The following is a 16069-nucleotide window of genomic DNA, read 5'->3' on the forward strand; positions in this document are numbered from 1 at the left end:
AACCCCCGGCCAGCAGCTCTCAGTAGAGGAAAGAGGAGGAAGAGCGCGCAAGGCCGGAGCAAGACCCGGCCAACCTACCCCTGACCCGAAGCCTCGGAAGCTTCAGCCTTCTTCACCACCCTCACCTCCGGCGAGAGCTGCCAGAAGATTCCCGCCGAGGCCAGCGTGATCAGCCCCATCGCGGCAAAGGTCGCCTGGAAGGCGTGCAGGGTTTGCTGCGCTTCGCCGGTGCCGAAAAAGCCCGTGAAAGCGGCCAGCACCGCGCCGGCGGCGGCCACGCCCATGCTCATGGCCAGCATCTGCACCATGGACAGCAGGCTGTTGCCGCTGCTGGCCATGGTGGTGTCGAGGTCGCGCAGGGTCACGGTGTTCATCGCGGTGAACTGCATGGAGTTGACCGCGCCGAAGCAGGCCAGCTGCATGATGTGCAGCCACAGCGGCTGGGCCGGCGTGACGAGCGCGAAACTCGCCATGGTGAAACCCACCAGCGCGGTGTTGGTCACCAGTACCCGGCGGTAGCCGTAGCGCGTGATCAGCGGCGTGGTGACGCGCTTGACCAGCATGCTGGCCACGGCGACGGGCACCATCATCATGCCGGCCTGCAGCGGCGAATAGTCGAGGCTGACCTGCAGCAGCAGCGGCACCAAAAAGGGCATGCATGAGCTGCCCAGGCGCGAGAACAGATTGCCCAGCAGGCCTATGCTGAGCGTGGGGACGGAAAACAGCTTGGGCGAAAACAGCGGGTCGGGGCGCCTGGCGGCGTGCAGCCAGTAGGCGGTGAGGCTGGCCAGGCCGAACACCAGCAGCACCAGCACACCGGCCTGCTTCAGGCCCAGGCCCGACAGCCCGTCGACCGCGAGCGAGACGGCAACCATGCCGAAGGCCAGGAACAGGTAACCCGGCAGGTCAAAGCGCGGCACCTGCGGCCGCGGGTTGTCCTGCATATAGAACACCGTCGCCACCGCGCCCAGCAGCCCCACCGGGATATTGATCAGGAACACCCAGTGCCAGGTGGCCACCTCGACCAGCCAGCCGCCCAGGGTGGGGCCTATCAGCGGGCCGACCAAGCCGGGTATCGCGATAAAACTCATGGCCTGCAAAAAACGCTCGCGCGGAAAAGCGCGCAGCACGGCCAGCCGGCCCACCGGCAGCAGCAGCGCCCCGCCCATGCCCTGCACCACACGCGCCGCCACCAGCTGCACCAGGTTGCCTGACATTGCGCAGGCAATGGAGCCGATGACGAACAAGGAAATCGCGCCTACGTACACACGCCGCGTGCCGAAGCGGTCGGCGATCCAGCCCGAAGCGGGAATCAGCATGGCCATGGTGAGGGAATAAGCCACCACCACCGACTGCATGCGCAAGGGGCTTTCGCCAAAGCCGCGGGCCATGGCCGGCAGGGTGGTGTTGACGATGGTGGCGTCCAGCGTCTGCATGAAGAAGCCTATGGCCACCAGCCAGAGCAGCACACGCAATGATTTTTCTTCTGCTTGCATGGATGAGAGAGGGGAAATAGCGGACTTGGTTCACCGCCTTGAACAGAGGAAGGAAATCGCCGGGCAGCAAAAAGCCGCCTCAAGGGCGGCTTTGAAAGCGGGAGCGTTGGGGAGCGCCTCAGGCCGAGAAGCTGGAGCCGCAGCCGCAGGTGCTGGTGGCGTTGGGGTTCTTGATGACGAACTGGGCGCCTTCAAGGTCGTCCTTGTAGTCGATCTCTGCGCCCACCAGGTACTGGTAGCTCATGGCGTCGATCAGCAGGGACACACCGTTCTTGGTCATGGTGGTGTCGTCTTCGTTGGTGATTTCATCGAAGGTGAAACCGTACTGGAAACCGGAGCAGCCGCCGCCCTGCACAAACACACGCAGCTTCAGGTCGGGATTGCCTTCCTCGGCGATCAGCTCGGCCACCTTGGACGCGGCGCTGTCGGTGAAGACAAAAGGCGCGGGCATGTCGGTCTGGATATTTTCGGCTACGGCACTCATGGGGAACTCCAATTGATCATCAAGGCGAACAGCGTCCGCGATTCAGGGCTCAGGCTCTGGCGGCGCTGATGGGCAAATAGTACAGCAATTCAATCAACCATAACGCCCATGCGTGTTAGGCCGCGTCGCCCTACTTGTGAGCGCTTACTCGCCAAATTGAGCCCGTTAGCTCAGATATTGTTGGCCGCCAGCTTGAGCGTGGGTTTTTCTTCCAGCTCGGGGTGCGTGGTGGGGCGCAACTGTCCAAAGATGACGGCGCCCTGGTGCATTTCAAGCGCCTTGTAGGAAACGTCGCCCTCTATCTTGGCCTTGGGCTGCAGCTCCAGCAGCTCGGAAGCATGCACCGGCCCCATGACACGGCCGTTGATGATGACATGGTCGGCGTGGATGTAGCCGGTCACGGTGGCGGATTCGCTGATCACCAGGATGCTGGAGCCGCCTTCGGCAGCACGGATGTCGCCTATGACCTCGCCGTCTATGCGCAGGCCGTCGGTGAATTTGAGGTTGCCTTCAATACAGCTGCCCTGGGCAATCAGGCTTTTGATGGGCGGCTGTTTCTTTTTTCCAAACATACAAGATTCCTGTGCTGGGTCGGTGTGGCGGTGGGCGGGATGGCGGGGGGAATTCAAAGCTTAAAGGTCTGGGCGGATCTGACCGTTGTTCCTTCAATGACCTTAGCTGTAACAGTTTGTACCACGGCTTGGGGGGGCAAGTCGAGGACACCTTCCACACGCCGGTACTGTTTGAACTGTAAAGTTTGCGGACCTCCGGGCAAAGTCATGCTCCAGGGCTTGCCGGCCTGGGTCCCATGGACGGTCAGGTCCAGTTTCCCGTTGAAATTCGGGGCGGCTTTTTCGGCCTGGATGACCAGCACCTGCCACCTGAGCTGGGTGTCGGACAGTTTTTCGGCCTGCAGGCTGCGAATGGTGGCGACTTCGGCGCTGCCGGCCGGCAGCAGTTTTTCGAAAAAGCCGAGGTCGTCGCGCAAGCCGCGGTTGTCGGCCTCCAGTTGCCGGATCTGGCTCATCATTTTTTCCTGGGCGGCTTTTTCGGCGGTCAGCAGACTGCCCGAGGTGTTGGCAATGGACTGGGCCTTGTCGCGGTCCGCGCGCAAGTTGGCCACTTCCTGCCGCAGCAGGACCAGTTCCTCCTTGCTGCCGCTGTCCGTGCCGGTGATGCCCTTGCCGAATTCAAAGGCCCACAGCGCGATGGCGCCCGAAAATCCCAGCATCAGGGCGCCGGCGATCCAGCGCAGAGGCCAGGGGAGCGAGCTGCGCACCGACATGCGCGGGGAACTGATGGTCAGGCGGCGGCGGAACAGGCGAAATTTCAAGGAAGGCCCTGCGGTTTTCGGTTCGGGAATGCATTGTGCACGCAGACGGGGCCCGCATCGAGTATTAACCCGGCAAACCGAGGTAAGGGTTTGCATCCGGGTGTTTTGCCCGTCCCACACCCTTAACGGCAAGCAGGCAGCCGAAACAGCCGAAAAAACGCATCGGCCATGAAAAAAGCCGCCTGGCGCAAACCAGGCGGCTTTTTTGGGAGCGAAGCGGATTAGCGCTTGCTGAACTGCTTGCGACGGCGGGCAGAACGGAAACCGACTTTTTTACGTTCGACTTCACGTGCATCGCGCGTCACAAAGCCGGCCTGGCTCAGGGCCGGCTTCAGCGTTGCGTCGTAATCGATCAGCGCACGGGTGATACCGTGGCGCACCGCGCCGGCCTGACCGGACTCGCCGCCGCCGTGGACGTTGACCATGATGTCAAACGTCTCGACGTGGTTCGTCAGAAACAGGGGCTGGCGGCAGATCATGATCGAGGTTTCACGACCGAAGAACACCTGGATGTCACGGTCATTGATCGTGATCTTGCCGGTGCCTTTTTTGATAAACACACGGGCGACGCTGGATTTGCGACGGCCGGTGCCATTGTTCCATTCACCAATCATCAATGGCTCCTTAGATGTCCAGCACTTTGGGCTGTTGGGCGGTATGCGGGTGCTCTGCACCACCGTACACCTTGAGTTTCTTGATCATGGCGTAGCCGAGCGGGCCCTTGGGCAGCATGCCCTTGACGGCTTTTTCCAAAGCGCGGCCGGGGTGCTTGGCTTGCATGTCGCGGAAGTTGGTGGCAGTGATGCCGCCTGGATATCCGGAATGGCGATAGTAGATCTTGTCGGTCGACTTGGCGCCGGTGACGCGCAGCTGGGCTGCGTTGATGATGACGATGAAGTCACCGGTATCGACGTGAGGCGTGTAAATGGCCTTGTGTTTGCCGCGCAAACGGAGAGCAACTTCGCTGGCTACTCGTCCGAGGACCTTGTCGGTCGCGTCAATCACAAACCACTCGTGCGTCACGTCAGCGGGTTTTGCGCTGAACGTTTTCATGAGTTTTCTTTCGAAAAAATGGTTTGTCGGGTTCTTTTCTGCGGTCGGTGTTCTTCTGATGAGAACCTCTTAGGCAGTGATATCTAGCTCCGCCGCGGAACCACTAGGCGCTGCAGAGCCCTCGATTATATGAAAAATCAAGGACTTGCGTCAATATTCGGCCGTTTTTGAGGCATTTCCCCCCGGCAAGAAGGTAGGATAGGCCATGTTTTCCTATCGCCACGCCTTTCACGCAGGCAACCACGCCGACGTGCTCAAGCACACCACGCTGATCGCGTTGATGAAGTACCTGACCCAGAAGGACACGGCGCTGACCGTGATCGACACCCACGCGGGCGCGGGCCTGTACCGGCTGGACGGCGATTACACCGAAACCAGCGGCGAAGCCCAGGAAGGCATTTTCCGCCTGCTGTCCGAGCCCAAAGCGGCTCCGGCCCCCGCCAAAAAGGCACCAGCCGCTCCTAAAACCGTAGCGCCAGCGGCCTTGACGCCCCTGCTGCAGGACTATATCGACCTGCTGCGCGGCCTGAACCCGCAGTTCGCCGAAAGCGGCGACATCGCCCACCTCAAGATTTACCCGGGCTCGCCGTTTATCGAGCAGCAATTCCTCAGCGGGCGCGACAAGCTCAAGCTGTTCGAGCTGCACCCCACTGATTTCAAGTCGCTTTCCGGCAACATCGAGCAGCTGGGCGTGGGCCGCCAGGTCGCCGTGGCCCGCGAGGACGGCTTTGAAGCCCTGAAAACCTTTTTGCCGCCGCCGGCCCGCCGCGCCATGGTGCTGTGCGACCCCAGCTACGAAATGAAAAGCGACTACGGGCGCGTGGCGGCCTGCATGGCCGATGCCCTCAAGCGTTTTGCCACCGGCACCTATGTGGTCTGGTACCCCATCATTCCGCGGCCCGAAGCGCACGATTTGCCGCGCAAACTCAAAACCCTGGCCGTCAAAAGCAGCCGCAGCTGGCTGAATGCCACTTTAACGGTCAAATCGAGCAAATTAACGACAGATACAAGCGGCGAGGTCGTTCGCCCCGGGCTTCCCGCGAGCGGCATGTTTGTCATCAACCCGCCGCACACGCTCAAGGCCGGGCTGCAGGCGGCCCTGCCGCAAATGGTCGCCTTGCTGGGCCAGGACCGCAACGCGGGCTTCACGCTCGAGCACGGCGGCTGAAGCATCGCGGGAAAGCAGCCTGCGCGCGCCGCCTAGCCGGTTTGCGCCGCGCGGCGCGCATGTTTTCCTGTCTTTACCGCCGCAATGAGTTGTGGCAAGGTTGCCCGTACCCCCTGCCCCGCATTCCACCCATCTCTTTTCCCACCGGCGCTTCACGATCTTCCATGCCCGCCCAGGCCCATCCAAGCTCTTCCGCCACCACGGCCGCACCTGGCCGCGGGCGAGGCGCGGCCCAAGAAGATACCGTGGAAGCCGAAATCGAGCGCCGGGTCGCGCTGCGCACACGCGAGCTGAGCGCCTCGCTGGCGCGCTACCAGACCATGGTCGACCTGGCGACCGAAAACATCTGCGTCGGCCAGGACGGCCTGCTGCGCTTTGCCAACCCGCCCTGCCTGGCCCTGCTGGGCACGCAGGCCGAGACCATGGCCGACCGGCCCATGATCGAGTTCATCCATCCGCAAGACCGCGATTTTGTTTCCGGCAAGCACAAGCTGCGCGCCGCCGGCAATGTCGTTCCGGCCTTTGAGGCGCGCTTCCAGCGCGACGACGGTACCGTCTCCTGGGTGGAAATCAACGGCGTGCTGGTGGACTGGGAGGGCGCGCCGGCGGATCTCTTTTTCCTGAAGGACGTGACCGAACGCAAAAGGCTGGAGGCCCTGACCCGCTCGGCCGCCGAGCGCTACCGCGCCGTGGTCGAAAACGTCAACGACACCATCCTGGTGGTGCAAAAAGGCATAGTCCGCTTCGCCAACGCGAGCGCGCAGTCGCTGTTCGGCGGCGTGCTCATAGGCCTGCCCTCCATGCACCTGATCCATCCCGACGACCGCCTGATGGTGCAGCAGCGGCGCGAACTTATGCAGTCGGGCACCATGGTCAATGCCTACGAGGCCCGCTTCATCACGCCGCCGCGCGAGGCCATGGCGCCCTCGCTGCGCACCGGCTGGGCGAGCATCTACGGCACGCGCATCGAATGGGACGGCGAGCCGGCCCTGCTGGTGCTGATGTCCGACATCAGCGAACGCCGCCGCCTCGACGAAGAACTCAAAAGCGCGCTGGTGCAGCGCGAGGCCATCCTGGAAACCACCGCCGTCGGCGTCACCTTCCTGAAGGAGCGGCGCCACCAGTGGCTCAACCGCACGCTGGCCGCCATGCTGGGCTACAGCCCGGCCGAGCTGTTGGGCCAGGAAACCCGCGTGCACTACCCGAGCGACGAGGACTTCGAACGCCTGGGCGCGCTGGCCTACACGCAGATCATGCAAACCGGCCTGTTCTCGGCGGAGGCGCGCATGCGCCGCAAGAACGGCGAGCTGATCTGGGTGCAGCTGGACGGCTCTGCGCTGGACCGCAGCCGGCCCGAGGACGGTTCGGTCTGGACCTATGTGGACATCACGCGCCGCAAGGAGGCCGACGAGGAAACGCGGCGCGCGCTGGTGCGCGAGCGCGAGCTGGGCGAGCTCAAGACCCGCTTCGTCTCCATGGCCTCGCATGAATTCCGCACGCCGCTGGCCACGATTCTTTCCTCGGCCGAACTGATTGAGCACTACGGCGAAAAAATCACGCACCGCGAGCGCCAGGACATCATGGCCGACCTGGTGGTCGCAGTGAAACGCATGCAGGGCATGCTCGAAGACATGCTGACCGTCGGCCAGGCCGATGCCGGCAAGCTCAGGCTCAACCTGCGGCCGCTGGACATCGCGGCGCTGTGCCGCAAGCTCGTGACCGAGGTGCACACCAGCGACGCCGGCCAGCACGCCATCGAATTCGAGGCGCCGGTGGGCCACGACGCGTTTTCGCAACTGGTCATGCTCGACGAGCGGCTGGTGCGCCACATCTGCACCAATCTGCTGACCAATGCCTGCAAGTATTCGGCCCCCGGCAGCGTGGTGGTGCTGACGCTGGATCGCCGGCAAAACCCGTCCGGCGACGAGCTGATCCTGCAGGTCGGCGACGAAGGCATAGGCATACCGGCGTCGGACCTGCCGCGCCTGTTCGAAAGCTTTCACCGGGGCTCCAATGTGGGCAACCGGCAGGGCTCCGGGCTGGGCCTGGCCATCGTGAAACATGCGGTCGACCTGCACCACGGCAAAATCGAGGTGGCGAGTACGCCAGGCGCGGGCACCCGGTTCACGGTCAGCCTGCCCATCTCCTGAGGATAGACATGACCCTGATCCTGATCGTTGAAGACGACGACGCCATCCGCAGCAACATCGTGCGCCTGCTCAAGCTCGAAGGCTTTGAGACCGCCGCCGCGCCCGACGGCCTGCAAGGCCTGGCGCTGGCCCGCGCCAGCCGGCCTGACCTGATCATCTCCGACGTCGGCATGCCCGGCATGAACGGCTTCGAGCTGCTGGCCACCGTGCGCGGCGACCGCGAGCTGGCCAACACCCCCTTCATGCTGCTCACCGCGCTCGACGACCGCGACAGCATGCGCCGCGGCATGACGGCCGGCGCCGACGACTACCTGTCCAAGCCCTTCAGCCGCGCCGAGCTGCTGGACGCGGTGAACGCCCAGCTCAAGAAAAAAGCGCGGGTGCGCGAGGCCATAGATTCCGAGGTGGCTGCCGGCGAACAGCGGCTGCGCGCGGCCTTTTCACACCGCATCAGCGGCGATCAGCCCGACTCCATCCCCATGGACATCCCTGCCACGGCGCAGACCGAGGAGCTCTCCAGCGCCACCGTGCTGGTCGCCAGCATACGCAACTTCACCTCCATCGCCGAAAAGCTCAGCGCCGCCGAAGTCTCGCAGCTGCTCACCGAATACTTCGAGCGTGCCTCCGAGCCCGTGCTCAAGAACAGCGGCCGCCACATCAAGTTCATAGGTGACGGCCTGATGGCCGTGTTTTCCGACACCATGACCGGCTCGCCGCTGCCGGCCCCGCGGCGCGCGATTTCCGCCGCCCTGGCCATGGCGCTGGCCACGCATGAATTCCGCGACTGGCTCGATGAACGCTTCGGCGCGCGCGCCCTGCCGCCCTTCGCCATGGGCGTGGGCATTCACAGTGGCGCCGTCACGCTGTGCCAGCTCGGCACGCAGCAGAACAAGGAAGTCACGCCCGTGGGCGAAACCGTGACCCTGGCCGCGCGCCTGGAAAGCGCCTCCGAGGAAATGGGCTGGACGGTGATGGCCAGCGAAGAGGCCCTGGCGCTGGCCGGCACCGGCATACAGACCGGCACCCACACCTCGCTGGTGGTGCCGGGCAAAAACCTGGCCATCGACGTGGCCGAGGTCACCGGCCTGGTCACCACCATGGAAGACAAGATCCACGGCATGGCCAGCCTGACCGAGCGCGCGCGCGAAATCAGCGACGCGGTGCGCGCCAATTCCGACATCACCGCGCGCGCCGTCAAGGGCGCGCTGGACTCCAAGCTCTCGGCGCTCAAGGATTTGCGTTTCGACGCCGGCAGCGAGCCGGTGCGGCTCAAGGGCTACCGCATCACGCGCAAGATAGGCGCGGGCGGCATGACCGAGGTCTACCTGAGCGAGCGCGAGTCCGACGGCCTGCCCATTGTGCTCAAGGTGCTGGATTCGCGCGGCAAGGAGGCTTCCGAACACCTGGTGCGCTTCATCCAGGAATACGCCCTGCTCTGCAAGATAGACCATCCGCACGTCATCAAAATTTATGACCAGGGCTTTACCGACGAGCATGCCTACATCGCGATGGAGTACTTCGAGCGCGGCGACCTGCGCAGCCTGTTCGGCCCCAGCCTGACGCGCCCGCAGGCGCTGACGGTCGCGCGCGAGGTCGCCCAGGCGCTATCGGCCATCCATGCGCACGGCATCGTGCACCGCGACATCAAGCCCGAAAACGTGATGCTGCGCGCCGACGGCAGCGTGGCGCTGGCCGATTTCGGCATCGCCAAGTCCATCATGCAGTCGCAAAACATGGGCCTGACGCAAACCCACCACGGCGATGTGGTGGGCACACCCTATTACATGAGCCCCGAGCAGGCCACCGGCCGCAAGGTGACGGCCAAGTCCGACCTCTACAGCCTGGGCGTGATGCTGTTCGAAATGCTGGCCCATCGCAGGCCCTACATCGCCGAGTCGCTCGAGTTGCTGCTGGCCAAACACCTGAACGCCGAAACGCCACCGCTGCCGGCCGCCCATGCCGACCTGCAGGGCGTCGTCAACAAGCTGATGGCCAAAGACCCCGAGCAGCGCTATGAATCGGCCGAGGCTTTCCTGCTGGAACTCGAGGCCGTGGCGCCCGCGCCTGAGATCAGCCTCTAAGCGCTAGTACTTCAGGGCCGTACTTTTCCCCCAGAAGACCCGATACGCAAAGACGGTGTAGCCGATGATCATCGGCAGCACCACCGCCGCCCCGGCCAGGATCACGCCCATGGCTTCGGGCGCGGCGGCCGCTTTCCAGATGTCCAGGCTGTCTATCACCAGCCACGGGAACAGGCTGTAGGCCAGGCCGTAAAAGGCCAGCAAAAACACGCCCACCGTGGCACCGAAAGGCACCCAGGCGCCGTACTCATTGCCCTGCGCCAGGCGCACCGGCAGGCGCTGCAGGCTGCGGTAGATCACGCCGAACAGCACCAGCGTGGCGGCGGGAATGGGCAGCAGCAGCACGATGTTGGGGAAAGAGAACCACTTGTTAAAAATGCTGTGGCTGACCAGCGGCGTGGCGATGGAGATCGCCGCCACCCCGGCCATGGTGAACCACAGGCTGGCGCGCGCCCAGCGCACGGCCTGCAGCTGCAGCGCCCCTTCGGACTTGATAATGAGCCAGCCCGAACCCAGCAGGCAATAGGCCGCCACCAGTGCGGCGCCGATAACGGCGTTGAACACAATGGTCCACCAGGTGGCAGCGAAGCCGGTGATCAGCGAGCCCAGCATATAGCCCTGCGACCAGCTCGCCAGCAGCGAGCCGGTGTAGAACATGCGGTTCCACAGCGGCTTGTGGCTGGCGCGCGCCTTCACGCGGAAGTCAAAGGCCACGCCGCGCAGCGTGAGGCCTATCAGCATGAAGGCCACCGGCAGGTAGAGCGCGCCCAGAATGACGCCGTGCGCCAGTGGGAACACCGTGAGCAGAATGCCCACGCCCAGCACCAGCCAGGTTTCGTTGGCATCCCAGAAGGGGCCTATGCTGGCGATCATGGTGTCCTTGTCGTCGTCGCTGGCGCGGTGCATCAGCACGCCCACGCCCAGGTCGTAGCCGTCCAGGATCACATAGGCCAGCATCGCCAGCCCCATCACCACCAGGAAGACGATGGGCATCCAGCCGGCGGCTTGCGTCAGGTCGGGGGCCAGGTCAAGCATGGGGAGCTCCTTCCTTTTCGGGGTAGTTCACGACATTGAGTTCCTTCTCCGTCTCGCCGGCGGTGTTGTCGTCGCCGAAAGGTTTGTCCGCATGCTTTTTGTGGCGTGCGAGGTAAAACACCACCGACACATACGACGCCAGCAGCACCGCGTACAGCGCCAGGTACAGCGACAGCGTCAGCGCGATGCGCGGCGCCGGCACCTTGGAGGCCGCGTCGGCCGCCGTCAGCACGCCCGTCACCAGCCAGGGCTGGCGGCCGATTTCGGTCACATACCAGCCGGCGACCAGGGCAATCCAGCCCGCGAAGGTCATGGCCACCAGCACGCGCGCGTGCCAGACCGTCAGCGTGCGCGCCGGGTCTTTCTTCCACGGCGCCAGCTGCAGCACGCTGGCCCAGCTGACCAGCAGCATCAGCACACCCACACCGACCATGATGCGGAAGGCCCAGAACACCGGCGCCACCGGCGGGTGTTTGCCCTCGAACTGGTCCAGGCCCTTGACCTCACCGTCCAGCGAATGCGTGAGGTAGAGCGAGGCCAGCTTGGGGATCGCGATCTCATAGCGGTTTTCCCTGGCCTTTTCGTCGGGCAGCGCGAACAGGATCGCGGGCACGCCTTTTTCGGTTTTCCAGATGCCCTCCATCGCGGCCAGCTTGGCCGGCTGGTGCTCCAGGGTGTTCAGGCCGTGCTGGTCGCCCGCGACGATTTGCAGCGGGATCAGCAGCGCGGCCATGTAGATGCCGGTCTTCAGCCCGGCCATCACCTCGGCCCCGCGGTCCTCGCGCAGCCAGCGGTAGGCCGATACACCCGCCACCAGGAAGGCGACCGTGAGCCCCGAGGCCAGCAGCATGTGCACGAGGCGATAGGGGAAGGACGGGTTGAAGATGACTTGCAGCCAGCTCACGACATGCGCCTGGCCGTTGATCATTTCAAAGCCCGCGGGCGTCTGCATCCAGGAGTTGAGCGCCAGGATCCAGAAGGCCGACAGCGTGGTGCCGCCCGCCACCAGCAGGGTGGCCACGGTGTGCATGGTTTCGCTGACGCGTTCGCGCGCAAACAGCATCACGCCCAGCATGGTGGCCTCCAGGAAGAAGGCCGTCAGCACCTCATAGGCCAGCAGCGGCCCGGCGATGTTGCCGACCTTCTGCATATAGCCCGGCCAGTTGGTGCCGAACTGGAAGCTCATGGTGATGCCGCTGACCACGCCCAGCGCGAAGGTGAGCGCGAAGATCTTCACCCAGAACTGGTAGGCGTCCATCCAGAATTGGTCCTGGCTTTTGACGAAACGCAGCTTGAAGTACAGCAGCACCCAGCCCAGCGAGATGCTGATGGTCGGGAACAGGATGTGGAAAGTGATGTTGGCCGCGAACTGGATACGGGCCAACAGGAATGCGTCAAGTCCGTCCATCGTCAACTCCTGGTGTCATCGGGAAGGTTGGCAGGCGCCGCCGCGGGTTCGGGCGCATCGGAAGGCGTGGCTGCCACTGTGGGGGATGCCGCGCGGCCTGTCAAACCGGCCTTCATGCTGCCGGCGACCTTGTTTTTCATCTCCAGCAGCTTCTGCACCTTGGCGCCCATCTTCATGAGGCTCACCAGCGTGGCCGAATCCATTTTCTGCACGTCGGCCAGCCAGCCGGTCATGAGCTCGATCAGGTCGTGCATCTGCTTCATGCGCGCCTGGGCGTGGATGTCGTCCGCGTGCGAAGGGTGCTCCATCAGCGCATCGCGCAACATGGACAGCGTCGGGTCTATCTCGCGCTTGCGGCGCTCCTCGGCCAGGGTACGGAAGATGGCCCAGACGTCTTCGGGCGCCTGGAAATACTCGCGCCTGTCGCCCGGCAGGTGCTGCAGGCGCACCAGGTTCCACGATTGCAACTCCTTGAGCCCCATGCTGACGTTGGAGCGCGAGAACGCCAGCGCCTCGCCGATTTCGTCGGCATTCAAGGCCCGGGGGGACACATACAGCAGGGCATAAATCTGCCCCACGGTGCGGTTGATGCCCCAGCGGCTGCCCATTTCACCGAAATGCAGGACAAAACGCTGGGTCAGGGGAGGAAGATTCATGGCGCTGGGCCTCTTTGACTTATTGAATTTTCAGGAATTACTGAAATTCTAATAAATTGAGGCAATTTCCGCCTATGGGTTTTATTGACCCTACAGGCCAGTGGGATGCGCCGGGCACAATGTGGACTGAAATCTTGCGGAGCGGGACCTGCGACGCACAGCCTCCCACAATGGTGGCCACACCTAACAGAGATCGGGGAAACATCTCATATGTACTGCCCAAACTGCGCCGCCCAGCTCACAGGCACCGACGACCTGGCCTGCTGGAACTGCGAGGCCACCTTCACCCATCCCGACGGCTGGAAGCCCACCGAAAAACCTGACGGAGAGTTCCGGCCGTTTGCGAAAACCAGGCAAAAGGAAGCCCCGGCGGAGGTGGTGCCACCCAAGGAGCCCTCGTCACTGGGAGTCAAAATCCTGAAGGCCTGTGTCGCCATTCCCCTTTTTGTGGTCGGGGGAGCTTGCGTACTGCTGCTTCCCGTGACCGGGGGCTTTACCGCCCTTCCCGCCCTGCTGTTTCTGGGCATCGGCATTGGCGTGGTTGTTTCCAGCAACACGTCGGCAAAAATCATGTCTATCGGAATTGGTGGCGTGATGCTGTTCCTGGTTTTTCTCGTCCTGAAAGTCATCAGCGCCGCCGCCTTTTCCCGTTAAGCGGGCTATGCGCCTTGCCGCAACGCCTGGCTAGCGCTGGGTGGTGGGCGGCCTGCGACGCGGCTTGCGCGCCGATTTTCGGGCCGGCGGCGGCGCCACGTCCACCTCGGGCGTGGACTCCGGCACCAGCAGCACCACTTCCTTGAAACCCATGCCCAGCATGCCCAGTTCTTCGGCCGCGGCGCGGCTCAGATCGATGATGCGGTTGCCGGCGTAGGGGCCGCGGTCGGTGATGCGCACGTCCACGTCGCGGCCGTTGACCAGGCTGTGCACGCGCACCAGGGTGCCGAAGGGCAGCGTGCGGTGGGCGGCGGTGAACTCGCGCATGTCAAAACGCTCGCCGCTGGCGGTGCGCCTGCCGTTAAAGCGCGAGCCGTACCAGGAGGCGGTGCCGCGCTGGAACTCGCGCGGCACTTCACCGCCCAGCAGTTCGGGGCGGGGCCGCTCGGTCAGGGAAACGGGCGCCGGCGCTTCATCGACGGCCTGGCCGGGCGCGTCATGCTGCGGCGCCGGTGTGGGCCGGGATGTTGTCGTGCGGGGGCCGATGGGCGCGGTCGGCGCCGTCGTGCAGGCCGCCAGCCAGGCGATCAAGGCTGCCGCACCAGCGGCACGAAGACTGCGAACCACACCCTCGCGCATGGGTGGCCGGGCTCAGGCCCGCTGCAGCCGCCCGATGATTTCGGTCGTCGCCGCGGCCTGGTTCATCGTGTAGAAGTGGATGCCGGGCACGCCCGCGGCGTAGAGCTGCTCGCACAGGCCGGTGACCACATCCAGGCCGAAGCTCTTGATGGAGGCGGTGTCGTCGCCAAAGCCCTGCAGGCGCAGGCGCACCCAGCGCGGAATCTCGGCGCCGCAGGCGTCGGAAAAGCGCATGAGCTGCGTGGAACTGATGATGGGCATGATGCCCGGCACGATGGGCAGGTCCACGCCCAGAGCCTGCGCATCGTCGACAAAGCGGAAATAAGCGTCGGCATTGAAAAAATACTGCGTGATCGCCGAATCGGCGCCAGCCTTGACCTTTTTGACAAAGGCCTGCAGGTCGGCGTCAGCCGACCGGGCCTGGGGGTGGACTTCGGGATAGGCCGCCACTTCGATGTGGAAAGCGTCGCCGGTTTCCTCGCGGATAAAGGCCACCAGGTCGCTCGCGTAATGGAACTCGCCGCCGGCGCCGTAGCCGCTGGGCAGGTCGCCGCGTAGCGCCACCAGGCGTTTGACGCCCATGGCCCGCAGCTCGGCCAGCTGTTTGCGCACCGTGGCCTTGGTCGCGCCCACGCAGGAGAAATGGCAGGCCGCGGCCACGCCTTCGTCCAGGATTTCCTTCACGGTGCCGAAGGTGCCCTCTTGCGTGGAGCCACCGGCGCCGAAGGTGACCGAGCAGAACTCGGGCTTGTGCGCATACAGCGCCTGGCGCGCCGCACGCAGCTTGGCCGCGCCTTCGGGCGTCTTGGGCGGGAAAAATTCAAAGCTCAAAGGCAGGTTCATCTCGGATCTCACTCGTCGTTATCGGTTTTTTTGTCACGCCGCTTGCCGCGCGCCGGCCCGGGCTGGCCGGCATGCGCGAGTTCGGAGTCTTCGTGCGGTGCGCGCGATGCACGCAGTTCAGCGCGCGGCACGCGCTTGGCGACCTTGCGCTGCGGCGCGGCCGGCAGCGGTTGGTCTTCGCCGGCCACGTCGCGGCCCTTGACGGCCTGGATAAAAAATTCGCGGTTGCCGTCGCCGCCTTCAATCGGCGAGTCCAGCCAGGCCTTGACCTCCAGCCCCAGGGCCGCGCAGGCATCGCGCAAACGCTTTTCCACAAACGCGAAGTGCGCGGGGTCGCGCACGATGCCACCCTTGCCAATCTGGCCGGGCTGCAACTCGAACTGAGGCTTGACCAGCATCAGCAAATCGCCGCCGGGCTTGAGCAGGCGCACCACGGCGGGCAGCACCAGCGTGAGCGAGATAAAAGACAGGTCGCCGGTCAGGAAGTCGAAGTTGGCTTCCATCGCCGGGCCGGCCTCTTCATCGTCCTCGGCGTCGCCATCAAAGTCGTCCGCGAAATCCATGTCGCCGCTGTCGCCCGCATGGCCGGCCACCAGGTCGGCGGCCGTCATGGAGCGCGCATTGAGGCCTTCGATGCAGACCACACGCGGGTCGCCCCGCAGGCTGGCATGCAGCTGGCCGTGGCCCACGTCCACGCCCACCACCTGCGCGGCGCCGTGCTGCAGCAGGCAGTCGGTAAAACCGCCGGTGGACTGGCCTATGTCCAGGCAGCGCAGGCCGGCCACCTTCAGGCCCGTGGCCTTGAGCGCGCCTTCGAGCTTGAGCCCGCCGCGCGAGATGTACTTGGCTTCGGTGGTGTCCAGCAGCTGCAGCTCGGCGCCTTCAGGAATCTCGTCGCCGTTCTTGGCGACCTTTTTCCAGGGGGCGTCCGCTTCCGCGCGCCACTGCACGCCCGAGGCAATCAGGCGCTGGGCCTGGGAGCGGGTGGCGGCATGGCCGTGGTCGACGAGGAAGAGGTCAGCGCGCATGTGGTGGTTCTCGGTATTCCGTCGGCCTCAAGGGTGTAGCG

Annotated in this window: 16 protein-coding genes; 4 read left to right on the forward strand and 12 right to left on the reverse strand. The window is 64.4% G+C overall.

All coding sequences use genetic code 11. The features are described 5' to 3' along the window. Window positions 1-74: 74 nt before the first annotated feature. From mdtD to rplM, 6 genes are all read right to left on the reverse strand, one after another. Window positions 75-1496, reverse strand: coding sequence for a multidrug transporter subunit MdtD (gene mdtD, locus ACEN9P_RS08045; protein ID WP_477662410.1), 1422 nt, complete (start codon window positions 1494-1496; stop codon window positions 75-77). A 118-nt stretch (window positions 1497-1614) separates the two neighbouring features. Next, window positions 1615-1980, reverse strand: coding sequence for an iron-sulfur cluster insertion protein ErpA (gene erpA, locus ACEN9P_RS08050; protein WP_007867577.1), 366 nt, complete (start codon window positions 1978-1980; stop codon window positions 1615-1617). Between the two features lie 170 nt (window positions 1981-2150). Further along, window positions 2151-2552, reverse strand: a complete 402-nt coding sequence (locus ACEN9P_RS08055) for a bactofilin family protein (RefSeq protein WP_074579766.1) — start codon at window positions 2550-2552, stop codon at window positions 2151-2153. Window positions 2553-2605: 53 nt separating this feature from the next. After that, a complete protein-coding gene (locus ACEN9P_RS08060; protein WP_074579768.1) occupies window positions 2606-3313 on the reverse strand; it encodes a DUF6776 family protein in 708 nt (235 codons plus the stop codon). Between the two features lie 221 nt (window positions 3314-3534). Continuing rightward, window positions 3535-3927, reverse strand: coding sequence for a 30S ribosomal protein S9 (rpsI, locus tag ACEN9P_RS08065; RefSeq protein ID WP_007867568.1), 393 nt, complete (start codon window positions 3925-3927; stop codon window positions 3535-3537). A 10-nt stretch (window positions 3928-3937) separates the two neighbouring features. Beyond that, entirely contained in the window at window positions 3938-4366 is a 429-nt protein-coding gene (gene rplM, locus ACEN9P_RS08070; RefSeq protein WP_007867557.1) for a 50S ribosomal protein L13, read from the reverse strand. A 205-nt stretch (window positions 4367-4571) separates the two neighbouring features. Here rplM and ACEN9P_RS08075 point away from each other — a divergent pair, with 205 nt between their 5' ends. The 3 genes from ACEN9P_RS08075 (at window position 4572) to ACEN9P_RS08085 (ending at window position 9765) form a co-directional block, all read left to right on the forward strand. Continuing rightward, window positions 4572-5534: a 23S rRNA (adenine(2030)-N(6))-methyltransferase RlmJ gene (locus ACEN9P_RS08075; RefSeq protein WP_477662411.1), complete on the forward strand. Its 963-nt coding sequence runs from the start codon at window positions 4572-4574 to the stop codon at window positions 5532-5534. Window positions 5535-5779: 245 nt separating this feature from the next. Next, entirely contained in the window at window positions 5780-7684 is a 1905-nt protein-coding gene (locus tag ACEN9P_RS08080) for a sensor histidine kinase (protein WP_495621644.1), read from the forward strand. Window positions 7685-7692: 8 nt separating this feature from the next. Beyond that, entirely contained in the window at window positions 7693-9765 is a 2073-nt protein-coding gene (locus tag ACEN9P_RS08085; protein WP_495621645.1) for a protein kinase domain-containing protein, read from the forward strand. A gap of 3 nt (window positions 9766-9768) precedes the next feature. On the opposite strand, the gene ACEN9P_RS08090 is transcribed toward ACEN9P_RS08085, so the two are convergent. The 3 genes from ACEN9P_RS08090 to ACEN9P_RS08100 are packed head-to-tail and all read right to left on the reverse strand — an operon-like array spanning window position 9769 to window position 12864. Then, window positions 9769-10800 (reverse strand): cytochrome d ubiquinol oxidase subunit II, encoded by a 1032-nt coding sequence (locus ACEN9P_RS08090; protein ID WP_495621646.1) that lies wholly within the window; start codon window positions 10798-10800, stop codon window positions 9769-9771. Continuing rightward, a complete protein-coding gene (locus ACEN9P_RS08095) occupies window positions 10793-12208 on the reverse strand; it encodes a cytochrome ubiquinol oxidase subunit I (RefSeq protein WP_495621647.1) in 1416 nt (471 codons plus the stop codon). Before ACEN9P_RS08095 ends, ACEN9P_RS08090 begins: the two co-directional genes overlap by 8 nt. A 2-nt stretch (window positions 12209-12210) precedes the next feature. Continuing rightward, window positions 12211-12864, reverse strand: a complete 654-nt coding sequence (locus tag ACEN9P_RS08100; RefSeq protein WP_477662416.1) for a GbsR/MarR family transcriptional regulator — start codon at window positions 12862-12864, stop codon at window positions 12211-12213. A gap of 105 nt (window positions 12865-12969) precedes the next feature. Here ACEN9P_RS08100 and ACEN9P_RS08105 point away from each other — a divergent pair, with 105 nt between their 5' ends. Continuing rightward, window positions 12970-13518, forward strand: coding sequence for a hypothetical protein (locus ACEN9P_RS08105; RefSeq protein WP_495621648.1), 549 nt, complete (start codon window positions 12970-12972; stop codon window positions 13516-13518). A 30-nt stretch (window positions 13519-13548) separates the two neighbouring features. On the opposite strand, the gene ACEN9P_RS08110 is transcribed toward ACEN9P_RS08105, so the two are convergent. Genes ACEN9P_RS08110 through ACEN9P_RS08120 form a run of 3 tightly spaced genes read right to left on the reverse strand, consistent with a single transcriptional unit; the run spans window position 13549 to window position 16028 of the window. After that, a complete protein-coding gene (locus ACEN9P_RS08110; protein WP_495621649.1) occupies window positions 13549-14109 on the reverse strand; it encodes a septal ring lytic transglycosylase RlpA family protein in 561 nt (186 codons plus the stop codon). 60 nt (window positions 14110-14169) lie between these two features. Continuing rightward, window positions 14170-15000 carry a methylenetetrahydrofolate reductase [NAD(P)H] gene (gene metF, locus ACEN9P_RS08115; RefSeq protein WP_477662419.1) on the reverse strand — a complete coding sequence of 277 codons (831 nt, stop codon included), beginning with the start codon at window positions 14998-15000 and terminating at the stop codon, window positions 14170-14172. Window positions 15001-15008: 8 nt separating this feature from the next. After that, window positions 15009-16028: a TlyA family RNA methyltransferase gene (locus ACEN9P_RS08120; protein ID WP_477662420.1), complete on the reverse strand. Its 1020-nt coding sequence runs from the start codon at window positions 16026-16028 to the stop codon at window positions 15009-15011. Between the last annotated feature and the right edge of the window lie 41 nt (window positions 16029-16069).

This window comes from Polaromonas sp. Polasp52 (genome assembly GCF_059491565.1).